A 24,083-nucleotide genomic window follows, 5' to 3' on the forward strand; every position below is an offset into this window, starting at 1 on the left:
GGCCCACCGGCGGAAGACGGGCTACGTGTCGCACTCCAGCACCGTCCGGCACACCCCGCACCGCGCGCGGACGCGCCCTTTCACCGGCACCCGGATCCGCTGGTGGCAGGTGGGACAGGGGAAGCTGACGCGGAGGTGGCCGGCGGGGTCGGGGGTGAAGGCGTAGGAGGCGCCCGGCGTGGTGGAGGGCGCGTGCCGGCGGTCGTGGGCGTAGCGGCGCCGGCCCGCCCAGCCCGCGCCGGTCAGCGGTGGCTGCTGCTCGTCCCGGCGGGCCTGGGCCATGCCCTTGGTGTAGGCGGTGTAGGCCTGCGGGCTGGTGAACCACACCGACGGGTCCTCCTGGAACAGCAGCGCCCGCTTGGCCAGGACGTAGCCGAACTCCTCGGGGGTGAGATAGCCGAGCTTCTGCGAGGAGACCGCGTCCTCCCGGTAGGCGTCCAGCAGCAGCCAGCCCGCCCCCAGGTAGGTCGTCACCGTGTCCGTGAGGATCTCGTTCTCCGCCGTGGTCGGGAAGGAGAGGTCCAGCCGGTGCAGATAGACGTGCGCCACCTCGTGCGCGAGGGCGGCGCCGATGTCCCGGCGATGCGTGCGGAAACGGTCGTTCAGCTCGACGAAGTACTCGGGACCCGCCGCCAGTTCGACGTTCGCCGCGTGGGTCATCTCCCGGAAGCCGACGATCAGCCGCGCGTCCGGCAGCCGGAAGTGCCGCACGATCTCGTGGGCCACGCGCTGAGCGCCCAGGTGCAGGTCGTCGGTGTCGCAGAAGGCCACGTCGGCGGGGGCCAGACTGGTCGAGAACGTCTGGACGGTGTCGTAGGACAATCGCCTGTACAGCGCGTTGACGGCGGCCCGCACCGTCTCCAGGTGCGGGTAGCCGTGCTCGACGGGTCCGCCGTTCGCCACGTCCGCACCCCCAATGACGCCGGAACTCCTCTCCACTCTAGGCGCGGCGGGCCGCCGGTCATACGGGGCACAGGCGGGGCGCCCGCCGGGCCGGGGTGCTCTCCTCCAGCTCCAGCACCCACAGCTCGTTGTCGCCCTCCCGCAGCACCGGACCGGGGACGTACAGGGACCGCTGGGGGCCCGCCGACCAGTAGCGGCCGAGCCCGAAGCCGTTGATCCAGACGAAGCCGCGCGTCCAGCCGGGCAGCTCCAGCCGGGCGTCCCCGGCCCCGCGCACGGTGAGCGTGCCCCGGTACAGCCCCGGGGCGCCCTCCTGCGGCGGCGGGCCGAACGGCACCGCGTCCACGCCGGCGTCGAAGGCGTCCAGATCCAGCCCACGCGCGCGTACCCCGTGCAGGAACTGCCGCTCGTGCACGATGCCGCCGGTGACGCCCTTCGCCTCGCCGAGCCGGGGTCCGTAGTTCACCCGGCCCAGGGACTCCACCCACAGCTCCACGCGCGCGGGGCCCGCGACGGGCTCCTTCAGGGCCGGCTCCTCCTCGGTGAGCACCCCGGCCCGCGCCCCGTCGACGTACACCACCGCCAGATCCCGCAGCCCGCGCACGCCGAGCGGGTACGGCTGCCGCGGCCCCGGAACCTCCACCACGTAGCGCACCAGGCCCCGGGTGACCCCCAGCTCCTCGAAGGACGGCGGCACGGGCGTCGCACGCTCCTCGCCGCCCAGCGTCTCCAGTACGGCGTCCAGCCCTGCCCAGCCGGTGAGTGACGCCTCGGACGGTGACTCCAACACGGGTGGCCGCGGCGGGAGTTCGGGCAGCGGGCCGGAGCGGTACGCGGCGAGGACCTCGCGGAACGCCCAGAACTTCGCGGTGGAGCGACCCTGTTCGTCGACCGGGGCGTCGTAGTCGTACGACGTCACGTCCGGCTCCAGCGGGCCCTCGTGCAACGCGCCGCCGCCCCGGTTGGCGCCGGCCCAGCCCCCGAAACTCGTGCCGCCGTGCGCCATGTACAGGTTCACCGAGGCCCCCGCGTCGAGGATCTCCCGCAGCGCCCCCGCGGCCTCGTCGGGGTCGCGCACGACGTGCTCGCCGGACCAGTGGTCGAACCAGCCGCACCAGAACTCCATGCACATCAGCGGGCCCTCGGGGCGGTGGCGGCGCAGCGTCTCGAAGGCCACGCGCGCGTGCGAGCCGAAGTTCACCGTGGCGAGCACCCCGGGCAGCGAACCCCCGGTCAGCATGTGGTCCTCGGGCCCGTCCGAGGTGAACAGCGGGACCGTGATCCCTCCCGCACGCAGCAGGTCGGCCAGCTCGCCCAGATGGCCGGTGTCGCTGCCGTAGCTGCCGTACTCGTTCTCGACCTGGACCATGAGCACCGGGCCGCCGCGGTCCAGTTGCCGGGGCACGATCTCGAGCAGCAGACGGCGGAACCAGGCACGTACATGCGACAGATACCGTTCGTCGCGCGTACGCGCGCGTGTGCCCACCTCATGTGTCAGCCATGCCGGCAGGCCGCCGTTCTCCCACTCGGCGCAGATGTAGGGGCCGGGCCGCACGATCGCCCACAGGCCCTCTTCCCGGACCGCGTCGAGGAACCGGCCGAGCGCCGGCACGTCCCGGAACGTGCCGGGGCGCGGCTGGTGCAGATTCCACGGGACGTACGTCTCCACGCAGTTCAGGCCCATCGCCCGCAGCATCGCCAGCCGGTGCCGCCACTGCGCCTCGTGCACCCGGAAGTAGTGCAGGGCCCCGGACAGCAGCCGTACCGGTCGCCCGTCCAGCAGGAAATCGCTTTCCCCCACCGTGAACTCGCTCATGCCGCCCAGCCTCGCCCCTGGCGGAGCGCCACGCCATGGACGAAGATCGGCGGTGCTTGGACAAAACGCCGCTCGGCGGGAATCCGTGGTGGCCGACGCCGGGAGGAGCGCCGATGTACCAGACCTGGATGCGGTTCTTCAGCCCCGCTCCCGCCCACCACCGCCTCGGCCTGGTCTGTCTCGGCGTCGGCCTCCAGCACGGCGCGCTGCCCACGGTCGGCCCGCGCACCCTCGACCACCACGTGGCCGTCGTGATCAGCTCGGGCGGCGGCTGGTACCGGGCCGCCGACGGCCGCCGTACGGCCGTCGCCGGGCCCGCGCTGCTCTGGCTCACGCCCGGCGTGCCCCACCACTACGCGCCCGACCCGGGCACCGGCTGGGACGAGGGCTTCGTCGACTTCACCGGGCCCGCCGCCGCGACGTACACCGAGCTCGGCTACATCGAGCCCGATCGGCCCGTCGTGCCGCTCTCCGACGCCTCCGGGCCCCGCGCGGTGGTCGCCCGCATCGTCCGCGCCGCCCGCCGGGGCAACCCCCTGCTGGAGGTGGAGACCGGCGCCGCCGTGCACGAACTCCTCGTCGCCCTGCGCCGGGCCCGCGCCGACCTCGCCCCGGACGGCGACCAGGTGCTGGAGGCCCTCGCCCGGGACGCCTGCACCCCGATGAGCGTCGCCGACCACGCGCGCGTGCACGGCATGACCCCCGCCGAGCTGCGCGGCGCCGTCCGCCGGGCCGCCGGGTGCAGCCCCAAGGACTACCTGCTCGGCATCCGCCTCGCCCGTGCCAAGGAACTGCTCGCCGCCACCGAGCTGCCCGTCGTGGCCGTCGCACGCCGCGTGGGCTACGACGACCCCGCCTACTTCTCCCGGCTCTTCACGCGCCGTGTGGGCCTCGCCCCCGTCCGCTTCCGCGCCCAGCAGGGCCGTGCCGTCCCCGGCGGCTGGAGCGACCGGGTGCCGGACCCCGCCGACCCCCCGATGATCCACTCTCCGGACACGCCGTAGACGTGGGCCGACAACCGCATAGGGTTGACGGCCATGACCACCAGCAACACCGGCACCGGTGACATGCAGCCCGAGGTCCGTCAGGAACTGGAGCGGCTGCGCGACAGCATCGACAACATCGACGCGGCCGTCGTCCACCTGCTCGCCGAGCGGTTCAAGGCCACCCAGCAGGTCGGCCGGCTCAAGGCCGTGCACCAGCTGCCGCCCGCCGACCCGGGCCGTGAGTCCCGCCAGATCGAGCGGCTGCGCCGGCTCGCCGAGAACGCCAAGCTCGACCCGGCCTTCGCCGAGAAATTCCTGAACTTCATCATCGCCGAGGTCATCCGCCACCACGAGCGGATCGCCGAGGACACCGCCAACGCCCAGCCCGCGGAAGACTGACCCGGGGGCGGGCGCGGGGTAGGGGGCGGAGCGGGCGCGGGGCGCTCCGGTGATCGGAACGGGCCCGGTCGACGATCCGGACATATGCGGCGAACCAGTCCACCCCCTGTCCGCTGTCAGTGCCATCGGGCAGCATGGCCTGCATGTCCGTACTCACGCGCGACGAAGCGCAGCTCCGAGCACAGCTCCTCGACGTCCACCGCTACACGGTCGAACTGGACCTGACGACCGGGGACGAGACCTTCGCCTCCCGCACCGTGATCCGCTTCACCGCGCGGTCCGCCGGGGACACGTTCGTCGAGCTGAAGCCCGCGGAGCTGCGCACGGTCACGCTCGACGGACAGCCCCTCGACCCGGAGTCGCTCGCCGACGGCCGGCTGCCGCTGAAGAACCTCACCGCGGGCCAGCACGAACTGCGTGTCGACACGGCCATGCGCTACTCCCGCACCGGCGAGGGCATGCACCGCTTCACCGACCCCAGCGACGGCGAGGCGTACGTCTACACGCAGATGTTCATGGACGACGTCCAGCGTGTCTTCGCCGCCTTCGACCAGCCCGACCTCAAGGCCGTCTTCGAGGTCTCCGTCAGGGCGCCCGAGGGGTGGACCGTCCTCGCCAACGGCGTCACCGAGCAGCGCGCCGACGGGGTCTGGGAGGCCACGCCCACCCCGCTGATCTCGACCTACCTCGTCGCCGTCGCCGCCGGCCCCTGGCACTCGGTGCGCACCGAGCACCGCGGACTCCCCTTCGGCATCCACTGCCGCCGCTCCCTCGCGCCGTACCTCGACACCGACGCCGACGAGATCTTCGAGGTCACGCGTGCGTGTTTCGACCGCTACCACGAGGAGTTCGAGGAGCCGTACCCCTTCGACTCCTACGACCAGGCGTTCGTCCCCGAGTTCAACGCGGGCGCCATGGAGAACCCGGGCCTGGTCACCTTCCGCGACGAGTTCGTCTACCGCTCCGCCGTCACCGACACCGAGCGGCAGACCCGCGCCATGGTCATCGCGCACGAGATGGCCCACATGTGGTTCGGCGACCTCGTCACCCTCAAGTGGTGGGACGACATCTGGCTGAACGAGTCCTTCGCCGAGTACATGGGCTACCAGACCATCGCCGAGGCCACCCGTTTCACCGACCCCTGGACCGAGTTCGGCGTCACCCGCAAGGCCTGGGGCTACGACGCCGACCAGCGCCCCACCACCCACCCGGTCGCCCCCGAGAACGTCGACGACACCGCCTCCGCGCTGCTCAACTTCGACGGCATCTCCTACGCCAAGGGCGCCTCCGCGCTGCGCCAACTGGCCGCCTGGCTCGGCGAGAAGGACTTCCTCGCCGGCATCAACACCCACTTCGCGCGGCACAAGTTCGGCAACGCCACCCTCGCCGACTTCATCGACTCCCTCGCCTCCGCCACCGACCGGGACGTGCCCGGCTGGGCCGACAGCTGGCTGCGCACCACCGGCGTCGACACGCTCACCCCCCGGATCGCCGCCGCCGACAGCACCTTCACCCTGACCGTCGACCGCACGGGCAGCCGCCCGCACCGCCTCACCGCCGGCCTGTACGACCGCGACGTCGCCGACGAGGGCCGCCTGGTGCTGCGCGAGCGCCGCGACCTCGACGTCCCGCAGAGCGACCCACAGCCCCTCGGCAGGCGCCCCGCACTGCTCCTGCTCAACGACGGCGACCTCACCTACGCCAAGGTCCGCTTCGACGCCGACTCCTTCGAGGCGCTGCACGCCGGACTGTCCGGCCTGCCCGACCCGCTCACCCGCGCGGTCGTCTGGAACGCCCTGCGGGACGCCGTGCGCGACGGCGAACTGCCGCCCGCCGCCTACCTGGAGACGGCCCGCGCCCACCTGCCGCGCGAGACCGATCTGGCGATCGTCCAGGGCGTCCTCGCCTTCGCCTCCGGTCAGATCGCCGACCAGTACCTGAGCGCGCGGGAACGCCCGGCGGCCCTGTCCACCCTCACCTCCCTCTGCCGCGACCTGCTGCGCCGCACCGAGGACGGCGACCACCCCGGCCTGCGCCTGATCGCCGTACGGCACCTGATCGGCGTCGCCGCCCACCCCGACACCATCGCCGCCTGGCTCGCCGACGGCACGGTGCCCGGCGGGCCGGAGATCGACCCGGAGCTGCGCTGGCGCATACTCGCCCGGCTCGCCGTCCTCGGCGCCACCGACGAGGCCACGATCGCCGCCGAGCTGGAGCGCGACCCGAGCGCCACCGGCCGGGAGGGCGCCGCCCGCTGCCGCGCGGCCCTGCCGGAACCGGAGGCCAAGCAGGCGGCCTGGGAGGCCATGTTCGCGGGCGATGACCTGTCCAACTACCTCTTCACGGCCACCGCACAGGGCTTCTGGCAGCCCGAACAGGCCGATCTGGTACGCGAGTACGTGCCGCGCTTCTACCCGGACGCGGTCGCCGTCAGCGCCCGCCGCGGCCCCGCCATCGCGCAGGCCGCCGCTCGCTGGGCCTTCCCGGTGCACGCCGTCGACGCCGAGAACGTGGCCCTCGGCGAGGCCTGTCTGCGCGACGCCGATCCCACCCCGGCCCTGCGCCGGACCCTCGCCGACCGCCTCGACGACCTCTCCCGCGCCCTGCGCGTGCGCGGCGGGCAGGAGGCACCGGGGGAGCCGCACGAGACGCGGGAGGCCTAGGGGCTGTCGTCACCTTCCCGTCGTCCGCCCGAAGGGCGGGCCGCGCGGCGTCCGGTGCGTGCGGCTGCAAGGCGGAGGAGGGAGCCGACGCGTGGGGGCCCCTCCCGCGCGAGCGAAGCCGAGCGCGGGGGAGCCGGCGACCGACGACAACGCGGCTGGGGGTGCCCCCTCCGGGGAAGCGCGTGCCAGACGCCGCACGGCGGGCGGGAATGTGACGACAGGCCCTAGGGGGCGTAGAGGCAGCACCGCGATCGCAGTGACCGGAGCGGCCGGCGACGTCGGCCGCGCCCTCCGCCTCAACGCGCGGGCGGGCATGACCTCGCAGGCATAATCCCAACGCATTTTCCCCGCACGGCAGTACCCACTTTCGGGTTCTGATCGTCGGTATTTCGGGACACACGGGCCACTTCCCGTACAAGCTGGAAAGCGAAGGCCGGCCCGAGAGCGCCCGAAAGCGGAGGACAGCCGATGCCCGGTGACCACCCTCTGCCCGCCCCGGCCCTCGCCTCGGGATCCGGGAGACCTGACGGCCCCGCAGCCCTGCGCCCCCTGCTCGGCACCGTCCTCGACGCGCTCGCGGCCGGTGCCCGGGCGCGGGGCGGGCCGCTGCCCGCCGGGGGACCCGAGGCGGTCGCGGCGCGCGTCGCCGACGTGCTCGGGGACGCGCTGCCGGAACGCGGTGACCCCGACGCCCTGCGCACCCTCGTGCAGGCCCTCGCCGAGGGTGCCGCCGACCCCGCCGACCCATTGTGCGCGGCCCACCTGCACTGCCCGCCGCTCGCCGTGGCCACCGCCGCCGACCTCGCGGCGAGCGTGCTCAACCCGTCCCTGGACTCCTGGGACCAGGCCCCGGCCGCCTCCGTCCTGGAAGCCGCGGTCACCCGCGCGCTCGCCCACGCGGCCGGGCTCGCCGACGCCCTGGTCACCACCGGTGGCACCGAGTCCAACCAACTCGCCCTGCTGCTCGCCCGCGAGGCGCACGGCGCCGGCGTCCGGCTGGTCTGCGGGACGAACGCCCACCACTCGCTCGCCCGTGCCGCATGGCTCCTCGGCCTGCCCGATCCGGTCGTCGTCCCCGCGCCGAGCGGCATCCTCGACCCGGCCGCCCTGGACGACGCCCTCACCATGCTCCCCGGTCCGCTGCTGGTCGCCGCCACCGCCGGCACCACCGACGCCGGCCTCATCGACCCGCTCCCCGAGATCGCGGGCCTGTGCGCCGCCCACGGCACCCGGCTGCACATCGACGCCGCCTACGGCGGAGGCCTGCTGTTCAGCGACCGGCACCGGGACCGACTCGCCGGACTCGAAGCCGCCCACACCGTCACCCTCGACCTGCACAAGCTCGGCTGGCAGCCGGTCGCCGCGGGCCTCCTCGCCCTCGCCCGCCCCGCCGAACTCGCCGCGCTGCACCAACGCGCCGACTACCTGAACGCCGACGACGACATCGAGGCAGGCTTCCCCGACCTGCTCGGCCGTTCCCTGCGCACCACGCGCCGCCCCGACATCCTCAAGATCGCCGTCACCCTGAAGACCCTCGGCCGCACCGGACTCGGCGCCCTGGTGGACCAGGTCTGCGCCCACGCATGCGCGTTCGCCGCCCTGGTCGACGCGCACCCCGGCTTCGAGCTGTACGACCGGCCGGCGATCAGCACGGTGCTGTTCCGGCCGGCGGGAGCCGACGACGACGCCGTGGCCGCCGTACGCCGCCGGCTGCTGCACGAGGGCCGGGCCGTCCTCGGCCGGGCCCGGCTCGACGGCCGACTCTGGCTCAAGGCCACCTTCCTCAACCCCCGCACCCGGCCGGACGACCTGACCCGGCTGCTGGAACTCACACACACCCGGCCGGTGAACCCCGCAGAAGCCGGTCGGACGGAACCCGCAGAAGAAGGCACCCCCGCATGAGCAACCCCCCACGCCACGAGCCCGCCTCCCCCCGCGACCTCGTCGGCATCGGCATCGGCCCCTGCAACCTCTCCCTGGCCGCGCTCGCCCACCCGCTCACCGAACTCGACGCCGTGTTCTACGAACAGCGCCCGGGCTTCGACTGGCACCCCGGCCTGCTCATCGAGGGCGCCACCATCCAAGTCCCGTTCCTCGCCGACCTGGTGACCCTCGCCGACCCCACCAGCTCCTGGAGCTTCCTGAGCTTCCTGCGGTCCCGCGAGCGGCTCTTCCCCTTCTACTTCGCCGAGCGCTTCCACATCCAGCGCGCCGAGTACGACGCATACTGCCGCTGGGTCGCGCAGAACCTGCCCGGGCTGCACTTCCGGCACCAGGTCGACTCGGTGCGCTGGAACCCCGAACGGGACGTGTTCGAGGTCGACTTCGCCCAGCAGGGCGCCGAGGGCGAGGCCGAGGCCCTCGGCCGTACGTACACGCGCAACATCGTCCTCGGAGTCGGCACCGCACCCCATGTGCCCGACCCGCTCAAGCCGCTGGTGGACGCCCCGGGGGTGCCGGTCGTCCACGCCGCCGACTACCTGGACCACCGCGCCGCCGTCCTGGCCGCCGAACACGTCACCGTCGTCGGCTCCGGACAGTCCGGCGCCGAGGTCTTCCTCGACCTGCTGCGCCACCGCCCGGCGGGCCGTGAGCAGTTGCACTGGATCGGCCGCAGCGAGGCGTTCGCGCCGATGGAGTACTCCAAGCTGGGCCTGGAGCACTTCACGCCCGACTACACGCGCTACTTCCACGCCCTCGCCGAGCCTGTCCGCGACCGGCTGATCGCCGCCCAGTGGCAGCTGCACAAGGGCATCGACGCGGGCACCCTCGCCGCCATCCACGACGAGCTGTACCGGCGCACCCTGCACGGCGGCTGGCCCGACGCCGTCCTGACCCCCGGCGTCCGGGTCCGCACGGCCGGCCGGATCGCGACCACCCAGGTCGAACTTCACCTGGAACACCTCCAGCAGGGCACCCGCACCCGGCTCACCACCGGCGCCGTCGTCCTCGCCACCGGCTACCGGGAGCGCCCGCTCGACCGCATCCTCGCCGGACTCGACCCCTACATGCGCCGCGACAGCAGCGAACGTCCGCGCATCGACGAGGAGTTCCGGCTCGTCCTCGACCCGTCCGTGACCGGCTCGGTCTACGTCCAGAACGCCGAGCTGCACACCCACGGCGTCGGCGCGCCCGACCTCGGCCTCGCCGCTTGGCGCAGCGCCACCATCCTCAACTCGCTCACCGGAAAGAACCCTTACCCGCTGGCCGAGCGAACGGCCTTCACCACCTTCGGACTTCAGGACGGTCTGCCGCGGGTGCCGCAGGCCCGGCAGGCCGTCCGGCAGCTGACGCCCCTCGCCGACGGGAGGTGAGAACCTCGCGAGGCCGGAAGAATCCCAGCGACGGCGGTGTTGGCGGCTTCCATGACCACGACATGGATCGCCGCTCACCGCACCGCCGTCATCGACCCCGACGAGGACTTCGCGCTCTTCCAGAGCCGGGGCTTCACCGATCAGACCGTACGGCAGACCCTGCGGCTGGCCGGGGGAGGCGAGGCGGTACGGATCACCCTCAGCAACCGTTACGGCAAGCAACCACTGGAGATCGGCGGCGCGCACGTCCGGGGCGACGGGATCGACACCCCGCTCACCTTCGACGGCACCGGGGCCGTCACGGTCCCGGCGGGCGGGGACCTCGTCTCCGACCCCGTCGAGCGGCCCGTCACCGCGGGCCAGGTGCTCACGGTCGGCCTCTATCTGCCCGGTGACACCGGTCCGACGACCTTCTCCGCGGTGCCGTACGACGTCGGCCGGGCGGCCCCCGGAGACCAGCTGACCGCGCGGACCCTGCGGGATGCCGAGGAGGTGCCCACCGGGCACTTCGGGATCGGCGCCGACGTCCGCGCGCCCGAGGGCACCCGGATCGCGGTCGCCTTCGGGGACTCCTGGATCGAGGGCGCGGCCACCACGCCCGGCCTCGACAACAGCTTCCCCTCCCAGCTCGGCCGCCGGCTGCCCCACGGCTGGATCGTCAACCAGGGCATCTCCGGCAACCGCCTGCTGACCGACCAGATCGGCGAGCGCCTCCTCGCCCGCGTCGACCGGGACGTCCTCGCGGTGCCGGGCGTGAGTCACGTCCTGATCCACATCGGCCTCAACGACCTCGGCCTGCCGGGCCACATCGCCTTCCCCGACCCCGGCGAGCCGCCCACGGCCGACGCGCTCATCGCCGGGCTCACGGCCCTCGCCGACCGGCTGCACGCCGCCGGGCTGACCGTCGTCGGCTCCACCATCGGCCCGTACCGCGGCACGGTCTACGACGGCTACGACAGCGAGGCCGGGCAAGCCGTCCGTCGCGAGGTCAACGCCTGGCTGCTGGGACAGGAGCACCCCTTCGACGGCATCGTGGACGTCGCCGCCGCCGTCGCGGACCCGGCCGAACCCGACCGGATCCGCGAGGAGTTCGACAGCGGTGACGGCCTGCACGTCAACGACGCCGGCGCGAAGGCGATCGCCGAGGCCGCCGAGCTGTCCCTGCTGAGGCTCTGAAGGCTGCGGAAGTCTTGCCGGATGCCCCGCCGGATGCACCGCCGGGAAATTCGCTCATCGGAGCGAGTGACCGCACAATTCAACACTTGTCAACGGCCCTTTACTCAAAGGTTGTTGAGTGGTCATGTGGGGCCGATTCTCTACCGGCGGGTAAGGCCTAGGCTCAAGGTATGCGCCGAGCAAAGATCGTCTGTACTCTGGGGCCCGCCACCGACTCGTACGACCAGATCAAGGCACTGGTCGAGGCCGGAATGGACGTCGCCCGCCTCAACCTCAGCCACGGCACGCACGCCGATCACGAGGAGCGCTATCAGCGCGTACGAAAGGCGGCCGACGAGACCGGCCGCAGCGTCGGAATTCTCGCCGACCTTCAAGGTCCGAAGATCCGGCTCGGCCACTTCGGCGAAGGCCCCGTACTCCTTGAACGCGGCGACGAGTTCACCATCACCGTCGAGGAGGGCGTCGCGGGCGACCGCCACCGGTGCGGCACCACCTACGCCGGCCTCGCCGCCGACGTCACCCCCGGTGAGCGCGTCCTCGTCGACGACGGCAAGGTCTGCCTGGAGGTCACCGCTGTCGACGGCCCGTGCGTGCACACCCGGGTGGTCGAGGGCGGCATGGTCTCCGACCACAAGGGGCTGAACCTCCCCGGCGTCGCCGTGTCCGTCCCCGCCCTCTCCGCGAAGGACGAGGACGACCTGCGCTGGGCGCTGCGCACCGGCGTCGACGTCATCGCCCTGTCCTTCGTGCGCAGCGGCAGGGACGCCGAGGACGTGCACCGCATCATGGCCGAGGAGGGCCGCCTCCTCCCGGTGGTCGCCAAGGTCGAGAAGCCGCAGGCCGTCGAGAACCTCGACGAGATCGTCGCCGCCTTCGACGGGATCATGGTCGCGCGCGGCGACCTGGGCGTGGAGATGCCGCTGGAGCAGGTGCCGATCGTGCAGAAGCGCGCGGTCAAGCTCGCCCGGCGCAACGCCAAGCCGGTCATCGTGGCCACCCAGATGCTCGACTCGATGATCGAGAACTCCCGCCCGACCCGCGCCGAGGCCTCCGACGTGGCCAACGCCGTCCTCGACGGCACGGACGCGGTGATGCTCTCCGGCGAGACCAGTGTCGGCAGGTACCCGGTCGAGACCGTGCGCACCATGGCGAAGATCGTGGAGGCCGCCGAGGAGGGCATGCTCGCGGCGGGCCTGCCCCCGCTGACCGAGAGCAACAAGCCGCGTACCCAGGGCGGCGCGGTCGCCCGGGCCGCAGCCGAGATGGGCGACTTCCTCGGCGCGAAGTTCCTGGTCGCGTTCACCCAGTCGGGAGACACCGCCCGCCGGCTGTCCCGCTACCGCTCGCCGATCCCGCTGCTCGCGTTCACGCCGGAGCCGGCCACCCGCTCCCAGCTCAGCTTCACCTGGGGCGCGGAGACCTTCCTCGGCCCGCACGTCGACTCCACCGACGCCATGGTCGACCAGGTGGACGAGCTGCTCCTGAAGTACGGCCGCTGCCGCGAGGGCGACGTCGTGGTGATCACGGCCGGCTCCCCGCCCGGGGTCTCCGGCTCGACCAACATGGTCCGGGTCCACCACATCGGTGAGGACGACAGCCCGAAGTAATCACGGGTGACACGAAAAGGGCCCCTCGGTCGAGGGGCCTTTCATGTCTTTCTGCACTGACCTTGGGATCCAAGGAAAAGTGCCCCGGGTCGGACTCGAACCGACACTGTACGGGTTTTGAATCCGTTGCCTGCTGCCAATTGGGCTACCGGGGCTCGCAGAATCCAAGGTTTCCCCCGACCCTCCGCGCGTCCACCATACCGTAGCTAGGTAGGCTCTTGTCAGCAGTACCCGTGCCCTGAACGAGGAGCCCCCGTGACCGCCGAGTCGCCCCAGCCCGTAGACGCGCCCGACGACGACAAGTCGCACGTGCCTCCGCTGACGACCCGCGTCGTCATCGCCGAGGACGAGGCCCTGATCCGGCTCGACCTGAAAGAGATGCTCGAAGAAGAGGGGTACACGGTCGTCGGCGAGGCCGGAGACGGCGAGCAGGCCGTCGAGCTGGCCCGCGAGCACCGGCCGGACCTCGTCATCCTGGACGTGAAGATGCCCAAGCTGGACGGCATCTCCGCGGCCGAGAAGATCGCCGAGGAGTCCATCGCCCCGGTCCTCATGCTCACCGCCTTCTCCCAGCGCGACCTCGTGGAGCGCGCCCGGGACGCCGGTGCCATGGCGTACCTGGTCAAGCCGTTCAGCAAGAGCGACGTCGTGCCGGCGATCGAGATGGCCGTCTCCCGCTTCACCGAGCTGAAGCAGCTGGAGCAGGAGGTCGCCGACCTCACCCAGCGCCTGGAGACCCGCAAGCTGGTCGACCGCGCGAAGTCCATCCTCCAGACCGAGTACGGCCTGACCGAGCCGGCCGCCTTCCGCTGGATCCAGAAGACCTCCATGGACCGCCGCATGTCGATGCAGCAGGTCGCGGAGGCGGTGATCGCGGACAGCGAGGAGAAGAAGGCGGGCAGGAAGGGCTGAGCCCACCGCTCGTACGACGAGGCCCGCGCCCCGGAGAAGAGGGCCCGGGCCTCGCCGTCGTCCTGGTCGGTCCTGGTCGGTCCTCGTCAGTCCTCGCCCAGATAGGCCTTGCGCACCGACTCGTCGTGCAGCAGGTCCTGTCCGGTCCCGGACAGCACGATCGTGCCGACCTCCATCACATGCCCCTGGTCGGCCAGCGACAGCGCGGCCTGCGCGTTCTGTTCGACCAGCAGGATCGTCGTGCCCTGGGACTTCAGCTCGGCGATCGTCGACATGATCTTCTGCATCATGATCGGCGACAGACCCATCGACGGCTCGTCCAGCATCAGCAGCTTCGGCTGGGACATCAGCGCCCTGCCCATCGCCAGCATCTGCTGCTCACCGCCGGAGAGGGTGCCCGCGGCCTGCTTCCTGCGCTCCCCGAGGATGGGGAAGAGGTCGTAGGCGCGCTGGATGTCCTTCTCGACGCCCGGCTTGTCGCTGCGCAGGAACGCGCCGAGGCGCAGATTGTCCTCGATCGTCATGCGCGGGAAGATGTGCCGCCCCTCGGGGGAGTGGGCGAGGCCCAGCGCGACGATCTGATGGGCCGGGACCTTCTTCAACGACTTTCCGTTGAACCGGATCTGGCCGCCGACCGGCCTCAGCAGCCCGGAGAGCGTGCGCAGCGTGGTGGTCTTGCCGGCCCCGTTGGTGCCGATGAGGGTGACCACCTGACCGGCCTCGACCGTGAACGAGATGCCCTTGACGGCCTCGATCTTGCCGTAGGCGACCCTCAGGTCCTCGACTTCGAGCAGTGCGGTCATCGGTCGTTCTCCTTGCCGGGCGCGGCGTCGGTCGTGTTCTCGGAGTCCGCCGCGTCCGCTTCCGCGGGCTCGGCCGCCGCGGCCGTCTCGGTCTCGGCCGCCGCCTCCGCCGCCTCGACCTCGGCCACCTCCTCGTCGCCGGGCGCGTCCTCGAAGGGTTCGCCGAGGTAGGCCGCGATCACGCGCTCGTCGCCCTGGACGGTCGCGCTGTCGCCCTCGACCAGCTTCTCGCCCTGCACCAGGACGGCCACCCGGTCGCAGAGGTTGAAGATGAAGCGCATGTCGTGCTCGATGACGAGGACGGCGATGCCCTGGTCCCGGATGGCGAAGACCAGTTCCTCGGTGGCCCGGGTCTCCTGCGGGTTCATGCCGGCCGTCGGCTCGTCGAGCAGCAGCAGACCGGGCTCGCTGGCCAGGGCGCGGGCGATCTCCAGCTTGCGCTGCTCGCCGTAGGGGAGGTTGCGGGCGAGGTGCTCGGCCTTGCGGTCCAGGCCCACGAACCGGAGCAGTTCCATGGCCCGTTCGCGCGAGGCCGCCTCGGCGCGGTGGAATCCCGGGCCGCGCAGCAGCGCGGACCACAGGCCCTCCTTGGTACGGGTGTGGCGGCCGACGAGGACGTTCTCCAGCACGGTCATGTTGGCGAACAGCCGGATGTTCTGGAAGGTACGGGCGATGCCGGCCGCGGTGACCTTGAAGGACTTCGGCGGCAGCACCTGGCCCCGGTAGCGGACCTCGCCCTCGGTCGGCACGTACAGGCCGGTCAGGCAGTTGAAGAAGGTCGTCTTCCCGGCGCCGTTGGGGCCGATCAGGCCGACGATCTCGCCGCTGTTGACGGTCAGGTCCACATCGCGTACGGCGGTCAGACCGCCGAAGCGCATGGTCACGCCGCGGGCGTCGAGGACGACCTGGCCGGGGGCGGGTGCGCCGGGGGCGGCGTCCTTCGTGGTGGTGTCGGTGGTCATCGTGGTCAGGCCCCTGCCTTGCTGAGGACGGCGGGCGTCTCGGACTCTTCGTGGAACTCCAGCTGGCGGCGCCGGTTCGGGATGAGCCCCTCCGGGCGGAAGCGCATCAGCAGGATGAGGGTGACGCCGAACGCGAAGAGCTGGTAGTCGCCCAGGAACTGGAGCTTGGCCGGGATCAGGTACAGCAGGGACGCGCCGACCAGCGGACCGGAGATGGTGCCCATGCCGCCGAGGACCACCGCGGCGAGCAGGAAGGCCGAGTTGGGCGGCACGGCGTAGGCGAACTGGTACTGCTCCGGGGTCACCGTGTAGGTGACGTGGCCCTGGACGGAGCCGGAGAGCCCGGCCAGGCAGGCGCCGAGCGCGAAGGCGATGAGCTTGACCCGGAAGCCGTTGATGCCCATGGCGAGTGCGGCGGTCTCGTCCTCGCGGATGGCGACCCAGGCGCGGCCGATCCGGGAGTCGCTGCTGCGCCGGAACACCACGACCACCACGAGGGTGATGATCAGCATCAGCAGCAGGTAGTTGGCGAACCGGCCGATGGTGGTGCCGAGGATCTGGTGCTGCGCGCCGAAGTCGAAGCCGAGGATGTTCAGGTTCGGGATCGAGGAGATGCCGTTGGAGCCGTTGGTGACGTCCGGGCCCGAGGTGCCGTCCATGTTGAGGACGGTGATCCGGAAGATCTCACCGAAGCCGAGCGTCACGATGGCCAGGTAGTCGCCGCGCAGCCGCAGGGTCGGGGCGCCGATGATGACGCCGAAGACCATGGCCACGACCGCGCCGAGCAGCGCCGAGGCCCAGAACGGCCAGTGCACGTGCAGCGGCGAGGACGGCGAACCGGAGACCAGGGCCGCGGTGTAGGCGCCGACACCGAGGAAGGCGACGTAACCGAGGTCGAGGAGGCCGGCGAGGCCGACGACGATGTTCAGGCCCAGCGCGACGGTCGCGAAGATCAGGATGTAGACGCCGATCGTCGCGTACTGGTCGCTGGTCTGGGTGAACGGGAAGGCCGCGGCGGCGACGAAGGCGCCGATCATGGTGATGTTCCGGTGCTTCGCGGTGATCGCCGAGACACGGGCCACGAGCCCGGCCTTGGAGACCGCGGCGAAACCGAAGCCGGCGGTGATCAGGAAGCCGACGAACAGCTCGTCGTACGCCGTGCCGACGCCGTAGCTGAAGACGGTCAGCCCCACGGCCATGACGGCGACGATGACGAGGATCTCGGCCCAGGAGGGCAACGGGCGCGCCGGGGCCGGGGTTTCGGCGGCGAACGCCGCGCGGAACGTGCTCCAGCGCTGGCGGGCCTTGTGCCGGAACAGCTCCCAGCCGGTGTCGTCGGGGTCGACCGGGTCCGGCTCCGGCCGCGTGAACGGCAGGGCCAGCGCGCCGATCAGGGCGACGAGCGTGGCGATCGCGACGACGACGCCGCCCGGGTCCAGGTTGACCAGGCCGCCGAGTTCCACGCTGATGGCGATGACGGTGTACCAGGCGGCGCCGAAGGTGCCGAGCGCGGCCATCTTCAGCGCGGCGTCGGCGCTGCCGGGCGCCAGTGCGCGAAGGCCCCTGACGCCGTAGGAGGCGAGGCCGAACAGGGTGGTGAGGACGCCGCCGATCAGGACGAGGACCTGGAGGCCGCCCGGGTAGCCGTAGACGGTGAGGTCGCCGGGAAAGTCGGTGGTCCAGGTCCAGGACAGGAAGGTGGAGGCGATGGTGAGGACGCCGCCGCCGGTGGCGAGGGCCCGGCCGAGCGACGCCGGAAGGCCGATGAGGCCGGTGCGGGCGGCGGCGGGGGTGCTCGAAGTCTCCGGGGTCCCGGGGGACTCGGGGGACTCGGACGGTGTGGTCTGTGTGGTCATCGCTGTCACGCCCTGTCCGCGACGCGCTCGCCGAGCAGGCCCTGTGGCCTGAACAGCAGCACGAGGATGAGGAGTACGAACGCCCAGACGTCTGCCCAGGACTGGCTGCCGAACTTGTCCATACCGGGGATGTTCGCGATGTAGGCGGTGGACAGGGCCTCGGCCACACCGAGGACGAGGCCGCCGAGCATGGCGCCGTAGATGTTGCCGATGCCGCCGAGGACGGCCGCGGTGAAGGCCTTGAGTCCGAGGAGGAAGCCCATCTTGAAGTCGATCTGCCCGTACTTGAGGCCGTAGGCCACGCCTCCGACGGCCGCGAAGGCGGCGCCGAGGGCGAACGCGATCACGATGATGCGGTCGGTGTTGACGCCCATCAGCCGTGCGGTGTCCGGATCCTGGGCGGTGGCCTGCATGCCGCGGCCGGTACGGGTGCGCATCACGAAGTAGGCGAGGAACGCCATGCTGAGCGGGGCCGCGACCACCAGGAAGATGTCACCGGTCTGGATCGTGACGTTGCCTATGTCGAAGGGGCCGCCCGGAATGGTGGGGAACGTGCGGGCGGACTTCGCCTGCGGGTACCAGGCCCACACCGCCTGCTGGAGCGCCAGGGACAGACCGATGGCGGTGATGAGGGGCGCGAGGCGCGGCGCGGTGCGCAGCGGGCGGTAGGCGAACCGTTCCGCCCCGACGGCGACGGTGACGGAGACCAGGACGGCGCCGATCAGCATCAGCGGCAGGGCCACCCACATCGAGGTGCCGTCGGGAAGGATGTAGACGTAGACCGTGAGCGCGCCGAACGCGCCGGTCATGAAGATCTCGCCGTGGGCGAAGTTGATGAGCTGGACAATGCCGTAGACCATTGTGTAGCCGATGGCGACCAGCCCGTACATGGATCCCAGTAGCAGGCCGTTGACCAGCTGCTGCGGCAGTTCGTTCACCGCATGTCCTCCGAGATGTTCGGACGTTCGACGGATGGAGCCGGATGCGAGTGCGCGCGGGGCGCCAGTGGAACAGCGCCCCGCGCGGCTCGGTCGGTGCGGATGGGTGGGGTCAGCCGCCGTTGTAGGTGCCGGACTCCACGGCCTTCCAGGCGCCGCCCGTCACGGCGTAGACGGTGAGCTGCTTGTTGGTCGCGTCACCGTACTGGTCGAAGGAGACCTTGCCGGTCACGCCGTCGAAGGACACGTTCTGCACCGCGGCGGCCACCTTCGCGCGGGCGTCGGACGGAAGCTTGCCGCCGTTGTCGTCGACGACCTTCTTCACGGCCTCGATGATCGACCAGGCCGAGTCGTAGGAGTAGCCGCCGTAGGCCGCGTAGTCCTCCTTGTAGCCCCCCGCCTTGTAGTCGGCGACGAACTGCTTGGCGGAGGCCAGCGTCTCGACCGGCGCGCCGACCGAGGTGGCGAAGTCGCCGGTGGCGGCGGAGCCGGCCAGCTTGATGAAGGTCGGGTCGTAGATGCCGTCGCCGCCGATCAGCGGGATGTTGGCGCCGGCGGACTTGATCTGCTTGCTGAGCGGACCGGCCTGCGGGTACTCGCCGCCGTAGTAGACCACCTCGGCGCCGGAGCTCTTGACCTTGGTGGCGACCGCGGAGAAGTCCTTGGTGTCGGGGTTGATGTGCTCGGTGCCGACCACCTTGCCGCCGAGCTTCGTGAACTCCTCGGTGAAGGTCTTGGCGAGACCGGCGCCGTAGGTCTTCTTGTCGTCGATGACGAAGACCTTGCTCTTCTTGGCCTTGTTGAAGATGTACTGGGCGGCGAACGGGCCCTGGACGGCGTCCGTGGTCGCCGTGCGGAAGTACGACTTGTACGGACGCACCTTTGTCTGCTGCCAGTTGGTGCCCTGGGTCAGGTCCGGGCTGGTGTTGGCGGGCGAGACCTCCACCAGCTTGTTGTCGTCGAAGACCTTCTGCATCGACTGTGCGACCGAGGAGTTGAGCGGGCCGACGACGCCGAGGACGGAGGTGTCGCCGACGAACGCGGTGGCGTTCTGCTGGCCGGAGGAGGGCTGTGCCTGGTCGTCCTTGGCCGAGATCGCGAAGGTGACGCCCTTGACGAGGTTCTGCTTGTTGGCCGTCTTGACAGCGAGGTCCACGGAGTTCTTGATACCCAGGCCGAGCGCGGACAGGTCGCCGGTCAGCGGGGCGTCGACGCCGATGGTGACGGTGGTGCCGCCCTTTCCGGAGTCGGAACCCTTGTCGCCGCCGCCGCCGCGCGAGCCGCAGGCGGTGAGGGTGAGTGCTCCCGCTGCCAGCGCGGCGGTGATGGCGATGAGCGAACGTTGACGCACGATCAGTCCTTTCCCCAGGACGACCGCCTCCCCATGGAGACGGCCGAGCCGCGCGCCTGAACGACATGACAAGCCCTGAAGGCGAGTCGAAGCGGTAATCCGACGGGCGCGGTGACTGGCGGTGACTCTAGGCGTGTGCAGGGAACGTGGAGGAGTACCTGTCCGAGGCTGTGACTCTCTTGTTATGACACGACGTAATGCAGAGCGGTACGCGCTGGGCGGAAGGTCGGAATTCCGTCCGGTTCGCCCTGTCCGGATGATGAGAACCCGCAGGAATTACCATGATCAATTCAGGCGTCTCGGGGGTTTTGGTGATGACGTGATCTCGTTGTCGCAGGCGGCTTTCAACGCCTGGGAGAGGTGGTGCGCATACTGCGAACCGAGGATGAAGCTCTGAATCTGCATTGCGCGCACATTACGCAGGGTTACGTCCAGGAAAGGGAGTCCGGCGTCCTTGGGCACTTTTCCGCATTCCGTCACGTGCATCGTTATCGTGATCTTGCGCTCGGAACTCTCCTTGGCGGCAAAGGGGGTTCGCGGGGTCGTCACCAGCGACAGGCCCGCGTAGGGCTGGGTCACCCGGGCCACGGTGACCGCGGGCCCGGACTCCACTCTCAGTAGCACTGCGAAGCTGAAACTGCGGGGCGGTGCGCCGGGCGGAGTGGGCCGGCCGCCCGCGTAGAACATGTCCACCATCTGAGCGGGATACGGCGTAGGCGGCGGTGGGGGAGACGCGGCCTGCCGGGGGCGGGTGGCGTAGAGGTAGCCGCCACCGCCCAGGAGTGCGGCGGCCGCGGTGAGGGCGAGGGCGGCGCGGCGGTGGCGGTCGAACCGGGCCGCCGCGGCCCTGCGGATCCGGCTCGCTGGACCGGGAGCCGGGCCGGCCGTTTCCACGGTGTCCCACGCGCGCGTGCCCTCGCCGGGCTCCAGGGGGCCGATGGCGTTCACTGCCAGGCGCTTTCGCTCGGAGCGCCGTACCGGTAGCGGTCGGCGCAGGCCTGCCGCGCCCGACGGTCGAGCAACGTGTCTGCCGCAGCGGCTCCTTGGCGCCGTTTCACCACCCTTGCGGCGTCCACGACTTCACGCAGGATCTCGTACTGCCCGTTGGACAGCCCCATCGACTGGTAGTCGCCGTAGGTGGTGCCGTCCAGCACCGCGCGCGACCAGTGGGAGACCAGGCGGGTGCACAGGTCGGCGGGGGAAGTGGGGCCGGGGGAGGGCGAATCGGAGCCCGTGGGGTGCGCGGAGGTGTGCTGCGAGGGGGCGTGCTGCGAGGGGGCGTGCTGTGAGGAGGTGCGCTGCGCGGATGTGTGGCGTCCGGTGCCGCCGGTCCCGTGGCAGGCCGTGGCGAGCAGCACCAGCAGCGCGGGCAGCACCGGCCCGAGCAGCGGGAACCTCACCCCCGGCCGGGGGTCCCCTCGCTGTCCCATGCCCTGAAGCTAAGGGGCGGGACGGCGCGGGGCAACGGCCCGGCGAGAGACGCTCAGCCCGCGGTGGGCGGCACCTGCGCCGCGTCGCCCGGCCGCGCGTCCCGCAACAGGCAGGTCAGCCGGGCACTGCACACCCGGCGGCCCTCCTCGTCGCTGATCACGATCTCGTACGTCGCCGTCGACCGGCCCCGGTGCACGGGCGTGGCCACACCGGTCACCAGGCCCGAGCGCACCCCGCGGTGATGCGTGCAGTTCAGGTCGACGCCGACCGCGATCTTCGAGCTGCCGCCGTGCAGCATGGAGCCGACCGAGCCCAGGGTCTCCGCCAGCACCGCGGAGGCGCCGCCGTGCAGCAGTCCGTACGGCTGGGTGTTGCCCTCCACCGGCATGGTCCCGACGACCCTGTCCGCCGAGGCCTCCAGGATCTGCACGCCCATCCGTGTGCCCAGGTGTCCGGCCGAGAACAGGGCGGGCAGGTCGACACCGAGCGCCGCGTACTCGTCGATGACCTCCTGCGGGAACTTCACTCGCTGCTGCTCACCCATGATCCCGGCTCCGTTCGTCGGCCAGCTGTCCGCTCACAGCTGTCTGCTCGCTGAGCAAACGCTCAGTCGGTCGCTGATTGTTCCAGACGACCCGCCGTCGCACCGGTGTGATCTTCGAGACGTACGACGACGGACTTGCTGGCCGGAGTGTTGCTGGTGTCGGCGGTGGCGTCGAGCGGGACCAGGACGTTCGTCTCGGGGTAGTAGGCCGCCGCGCAGCCCCGTGTCGTCGGGTAGTGCACGACGCGGAAGCCGGGTGCCCGCCGCTCCACGCCGTCCTTCCACTCGCTGACCAGGTCGACGTACGCCCCCTCGGCGAAGCCGAGCGCCCGCGCGTCCTCGGGGTGCACCAGCACCACCCGGCGGCCGCCCCTGATACCCCGGTAGCGGTCGTCGAGGCCGTAGATCGTGGTGTTGTACTGGTCGTGCGAGCGCAGGGTCTGCAACAGCAGCCGGCCCTCGGGCAGTTCGGGGTACTCCACCGGCGCCGCCGTGAAGTTCGCCCTGCCCGTGGCGGTCGGGAAGCGGCGCTCGTCGCGCGGGGCGTGCGGCAGCGTGAAACCGCCGGGCCGGGCCACGCGCGTGTTGAAGTCCTGGAAACCGGGGACCACGCGCGCGATGCGGTCACGGATCGTCGCGTAGTCCTTCTCGAACTCCTCCCACGGCACCACGCTGTGCCCGCCGAGCACCCGGCGGGCGAGGCCGCAGACGATCGCGGGCTCGGAGCGCAGCAGCGGGCTCGCGGGCGCGAGTCGCCCGCGCGAGGCATGCACCATGCCCATCGAGTCCTCGACGGTCACGAACTGCTCGCCGGCGGCCTGGAGATCCCGCTCGGTGCGGCCCAGCGTGGGCAGGATCAGCGCCCGCGCGCCGGTGACCACGTGCGAGCGGTTGAGTTTGGTCGACACGTGCACCGTCAGCCGCGCGCGCCGCATCGCGGCCTCGGTCACCTCGGTGTCCGGGGAGGCGGAGACGAAGTTGCCGCCCATGGCGAAGAACACCTTCGCCTCCCCGTCGCGCAGGGCGCGGATGGCCCGTACGACGTCGAAGCCGTGCGCGCGCGGCGGCGCGAACCCGAACTCCTTCTCCAGCGCGTCCAGGAATGCCGGGGCGGGCCGCTCGAAGATGCCCATCGTGCGGTCGCCCTGCACGTTGGAGTGGCCGCGCACCGGGCACACGCCGGCGCCCGGGCGGCCGATGTTGCCGCGCAGCAGCAGGAAGTTGACCACCTCGCGGATGGTCGGGACCGCGTGCTTGTGCTGGGTGAGGCCCATGGCCCAGCAGACGATGGTGCGCTTCGAGGCGAGGGCCATGGACAGGGCCCGCTCGATCTCCGCGCGCGTGAGGCCCGTCGCCGCCAGAGTCTCGTCCCAGTCGGCGGCCCGGGCGGCCTCGGCGAACTCCGCGAAGCCGTGGGTGTGTTCGCGGACGAACTCCTCGTCGACCGCACCCTCCGTCTCCAGGATCAGCTTGTTCAGGAGCCGGAAGAGCGCCTGGTCGCCGCCGATGCGGATCTGCAGGAACAGGTCGGTGAGGGCGGCGCCCTTCAGCAGGCCCTGCGGGGTCTGCGGGTTCTTGAACCGTGCCAGGCCGGCCTCGGGCAGCGGGTTGACGCTGATGATCTTCGCGCCGTTCGCCTTGGCCTTCTCCAGCGCGGAGAGCATCCGGGGATGGTTCGTGCCCGGGTTCTGGCCCGCGACGATGATCAGGTCGGCCTGGTGGAGGTCCTCCAGCAGGACGCTGCCCTTGCCGATGCCGATGGTCTCCGAGAGCGCCGAACCGGACGACTCGTGGCACATGTTGGAGCAGTCCGGCAGGTTGTTGGTGCCCAGCTCGCGCGCGAAGAGCTGGTACAGGAACGCGGCCTCGTTGCTGGTACGGCCCGAGGTGTAGAAGACGGCCTCGTCGGGGGAGGCGAGGGCCGCGATGTCCTCGGCGACGATGTCGAAGGCGCGCTCCCAGGTGACCGGCTCGTAATGGGTGCCGCCCTCGGGGAGGTACATGGGGTGCGTGAGCCGCCCCTGCTGGCCCAGCCAGTAGCCGCTGCGGCCGGCCAGGTCCGACACCGGGTGCGCGGCGAAGAACTCCGGCGTGACCCGGCGCAGGGTGGCCTCCTCGGCGACCGCCTTCGCGCCGTTCTCGCAGAACTCCGCCGCGTGCCGGTGGTCCGGCTCCGGCCAGGCGCAGCCCGGGCAGTCGAACCCGTCCTTCTGGTTCACCCGCAGGAGCGTCAGCGCCGTGCGCCGCACGCCCATCTGCCGCTGGGCGATGCGCAGGGTGTGGCCGATGGCCGACAGCCCCGCGGCCGCGTGCTTCGGCTCCTCGACCTGCGGCGCGTCCTGGACCGGATCACCCTTGGGCGGCTTCGTCGCCATCGCCCGCTCCCCTCCGACTGCGTGTGCGTGTGCGTCGCCGATCCTCC

19 protein-coding genes and 1 tRNA gene are annotated in these 24,083 nt (G+C 71.5%); 8 read left to right on the forward strand and 12 right to left on the reverse strand.

The features are described from left to right. Nucleotides 1–21 precede the first annotated feature (21 nt). Nucleotides 22–903 carry a hypothetical protein gene (locus tag ACZ4MF_RS02460; protein ID WP_467489035.1) on the reverse strand — a complete coding sequence of 294 codons (882 nt, stop codon included), beginning with the start codon at nucleotides 901–903 and terminating at the stop codon, nucleotides 22–24. A 58-nt stretch (nucleotides 904–961) separates the two neighbouring features. After that, the gene (locus ACZ4MF_RS02465) at nucleotides 962–2,719 is read right to left on the reverse strand and encodes a glycoside hydrolase family 35 protein (protein ID WP_467489037.1); all 1,758 of its coding nucleotides are present in this window, start codon (nucleotides 2,717–2,719) and stop codon (nucleotides 962–964) included. A 113-nt stretch (nucleotides 2,720–2,832) separates the two neighbouring features. Between ACZ4MF_RS02465 and ACZ4MF_RS02470 the strand changes: the two genes are divergently transcribed. The 7 genes from ACZ4MF_RS02470 (at nucleotide 2,833) to pyk (ending at nucleotide 12,864) form a co-directional block, all read left to right on the forward strand. Further along, a complete protein-coding gene (locus tag ACZ4MF_RS02470; RefSeq protein ID WP_467489039.1) occupies nucleotides 2,833–3,723 on the forward strand; it encodes a helix-turn-helix domain-containing protein in 891 nt (296 codons plus the stop codon). A 33-nt stretch (nucleotides 3,724–3,756) separates the two neighbouring features. Continuing rightward, nucleotides 3,757–4,104 carry a chorismate mutase gene (locus tag ACZ4MF_RS02475; protein ID WP_467489041.1) on the forward strand — a complete coding sequence of 116 codons (348 nt, stop codon included), beginning with the start codon at nucleotides 3,757–3,759 and terminating at the stop codon, nucleotides 4,102–4,104. A 143-nt stretch (nucleotides 4,105–4,247) separates the two neighbouring features. Next, the gene (pepN, locus tag ACZ4MF_RS02480) at nucleotides 4,248–6,767 is read left to right on the forward strand and encodes an aminopeptidase N (RefSeq protein WP_467489043.1); all 2,520 of its coding nucleotides are present in this window, start codon (nucleotides 4,248–4,250) and stop codon (nucleotides 6,765–6,767) included. A 468-nt stretch (nucleotides 6,768–7,235) separates the two neighbouring features. Next, the gene (locus ACZ4MF_RS02485) at nucleotides 7,236–8,669 is read left to right on the forward strand and encodes a pyridoxal phosphate-dependent decarboxylase family protein (RefSeq protein WP_467489045.1); all 1,434 of its coding nucleotides are present in this window, start codon (nucleotides 7,236–7,238) and stop codon (nucleotides 8,667–8,669) included. Then, nucleotides 8,666–10,081 carry a lysine N(6)-hydroxylase/L-ornithine N(5)-oxygenase family protein gene (locus tag ACZ4MF_RS02490; protein ID WP_467489047.1) on the forward strand — a complete coding sequence of 472 codons (1,416 nt, stop codon included), beginning with the start codon at nucleotides 8,666–8,668 and terminating at the stop codon, nucleotides 10,079–10,081. The genes ACZ4MF_RS02485 and ACZ4MF_RS02490 overlap by 4 nt, the downstream gene beginning before the upstream one ends. A 51-nt stretch (nucleotides 10,082–10,132) precedes the next feature. Continuing rightward, nucleotides 10,133–11,257, forward strand: a complete 1,125-nt coding sequence (locus ACZ4MF_RS02495) for a GDSL-type esterase/lipase family protein (RefSeq protein WP_467489049.1) — start codon at nucleotides 10,133–10,135, stop codon at nucleotides 11,255–11,257. Between the two features lie 170 nt (nucleotides 11,258–11,427). Then, the gene (gene pyk, locus ACZ4MF_RS02500; protein WP_467489051.1) at nucleotides 11,428–12,864 is read left to right on the forward strand and encodes a pyruvate kinase; all 1,437 of its coding nucleotides are present in this window, start codon (nucleotides 11,428–11,430) and stop codon (nucleotides 12,862–12,864) included. A gap of 80 nt (nucleotides 12,865–12,944) precedes the next feature. Here the strand turns inward: pyk and ACZ4MF_RS02505 are convergent. Next, nucleotides 12,945–13,019 (reverse strand) — tRNA-Leu (locus ACZ4MF_RS02505). A gap of 100 nt (nucleotides 13,020–13,119) precedes the next feature. Here ACZ4MF_RS02505 and ACZ4MF_RS02510 point away from each other — a divergent pair. Then, entirely contained in the window at nucleotides 13,120–13,776 is a 657-nt protein-coding gene (locus tag ACZ4MF_RS02510) for an ANTAR domain-containing response regulator (RefSeq protein ID WP_467489053.1), read from the forward strand. 86 nt (nucleotides 13,777–13,862) lie between these two features. Here the strand turns inward: ACZ4MF_RS02510 and ACZ4MF_RS02515 are convergent, their stop codons facing one another. From ACZ4MF_RS02515 to ACZ4MF_RS02555, 9 genes are all read right to left on the reverse strand, one after another. Then, complete coding sequence (locus ACZ4MF_RS02515; RefSeq protein WP_467489055.1) at nucleotides 13,863–14,579, reverse strand: ABC transporter ATP-binding protein; 717 nt, start codon at nucleotides 14,577–14,579, stop codon at nucleotides 13,863–13,865. Continuing rightward, complete coding sequence (locus tag ACZ4MF_RS02520) at nucleotides 14,576–15,541, reverse strand: ABC transporter ATP-binding protein (RefSeq protein WP_467489057.1); 966 nt, start codon at nucleotides 15,539–15,541, stop codon at nucleotides 14,576–14,578. The genes ACZ4MF_RS02515 and ACZ4MF_RS02520 overlap by 4 nt, the downstream gene beginning before the upstream one ends. Nucleotides 15,542–15,546: 5 nt before the next feature. Beyond that, nucleotides 15,547–17,397, reverse strand: coding sequence for a branched-chain amino acid ABC transporter permease (locus ACZ4MF_RS02525; protein ID WP_467489059.1), 1,851 nt, complete (start codon nucleotides 17,395–17,397; stop codon nucleotides 15,547–15,549). Between the two features lie 5 nt (nucleotides 17,398–17,402). Then, nucleotides 17,403–18,335 (reverse strand): branched-chain amino acid ABC transporter permease, encoded by a 933-nt coding sequence (locus ACZ4MF_RS02530; RefSeq protein WP_467489061.1) that lies wholly within the window; start codon nucleotides 18,333–18,335, stop codon nucleotides 17,403–17,405. Nucleotides 18,336–18,447: 112 nt separating this feature from the next. Continuing rightward, nucleotides 18,448–19,686 carry a branched-chain amino acid ABC transporter substrate-binding protein gene (locus ACZ4MF_RS02535; RefSeq protein WP_467489063.1) on the reverse strand — a complete coding sequence of 413 codons (1,239 nt, stop codon included), beginning with the start codon at nucleotides 19,684–19,686 and terminating at the stop codon, nucleotides 18,448–18,450. Between the two features lie 285 nt (nucleotides 19,687–19,971). Continuing rightward, on the reverse strand, nucleotides 19,972–20,634 hold the full coding sequence (locus tag ACZ4MF_RS02540; protein WP_467489065.1) for a Tat pathway signal sequence domain protein: 663 nt from the start codon (nucleotides 20,632–20,634) through the stop codon (nucleotides 19,972–19,974). After that, complete coding sequence (locus ACZ4MF_RS02545) at nucleotides 20,631–21,116, reverse strand: hypothetical protein (protein ID WP_467489067.1); 486 nt, start codon at nucleotides 21,114–21,116, stop codon at nucleotides 20,631–20,633. The genes ACZ4MF_RS02540 and ACZ4MF_RS02545 overlap by 4 nt, the downstream gene beginning before the upstream one ends. A 53-nt stretch (nucleotides 21,117–21,169) precedes the next feature. Next, complete coding sequence (locus ACZ4MF_RS02550) at nucleotides 21,170–21,661, reverse strand: PaaI family thioesterase (protein WP_356021186.1); 492 nt, start codon at nucleotides 21,659–21,661, stop codon at nucleotides 21,170–21,172. Between the two features lie 62 nt (nucleotides 21,662–21,723). Further along, nucleotides 21,724–24,036, reverse strand: coding sequence for an FdhF/YdeP family oxidoreductase (locus ACZ4MF_RS02555; RefSeq protein ID WP_467489069.1), 2,313 nt, complete (start codon nucleotides 24,034–24,036; stop codon nucleotides 21,724–21,726). Nucleotides 24,037–24,083 lie beyond the last annotated feature (47 nt).

The organism is Streptomyces sp. NPDC025793 (assembly GCF_055558375.1).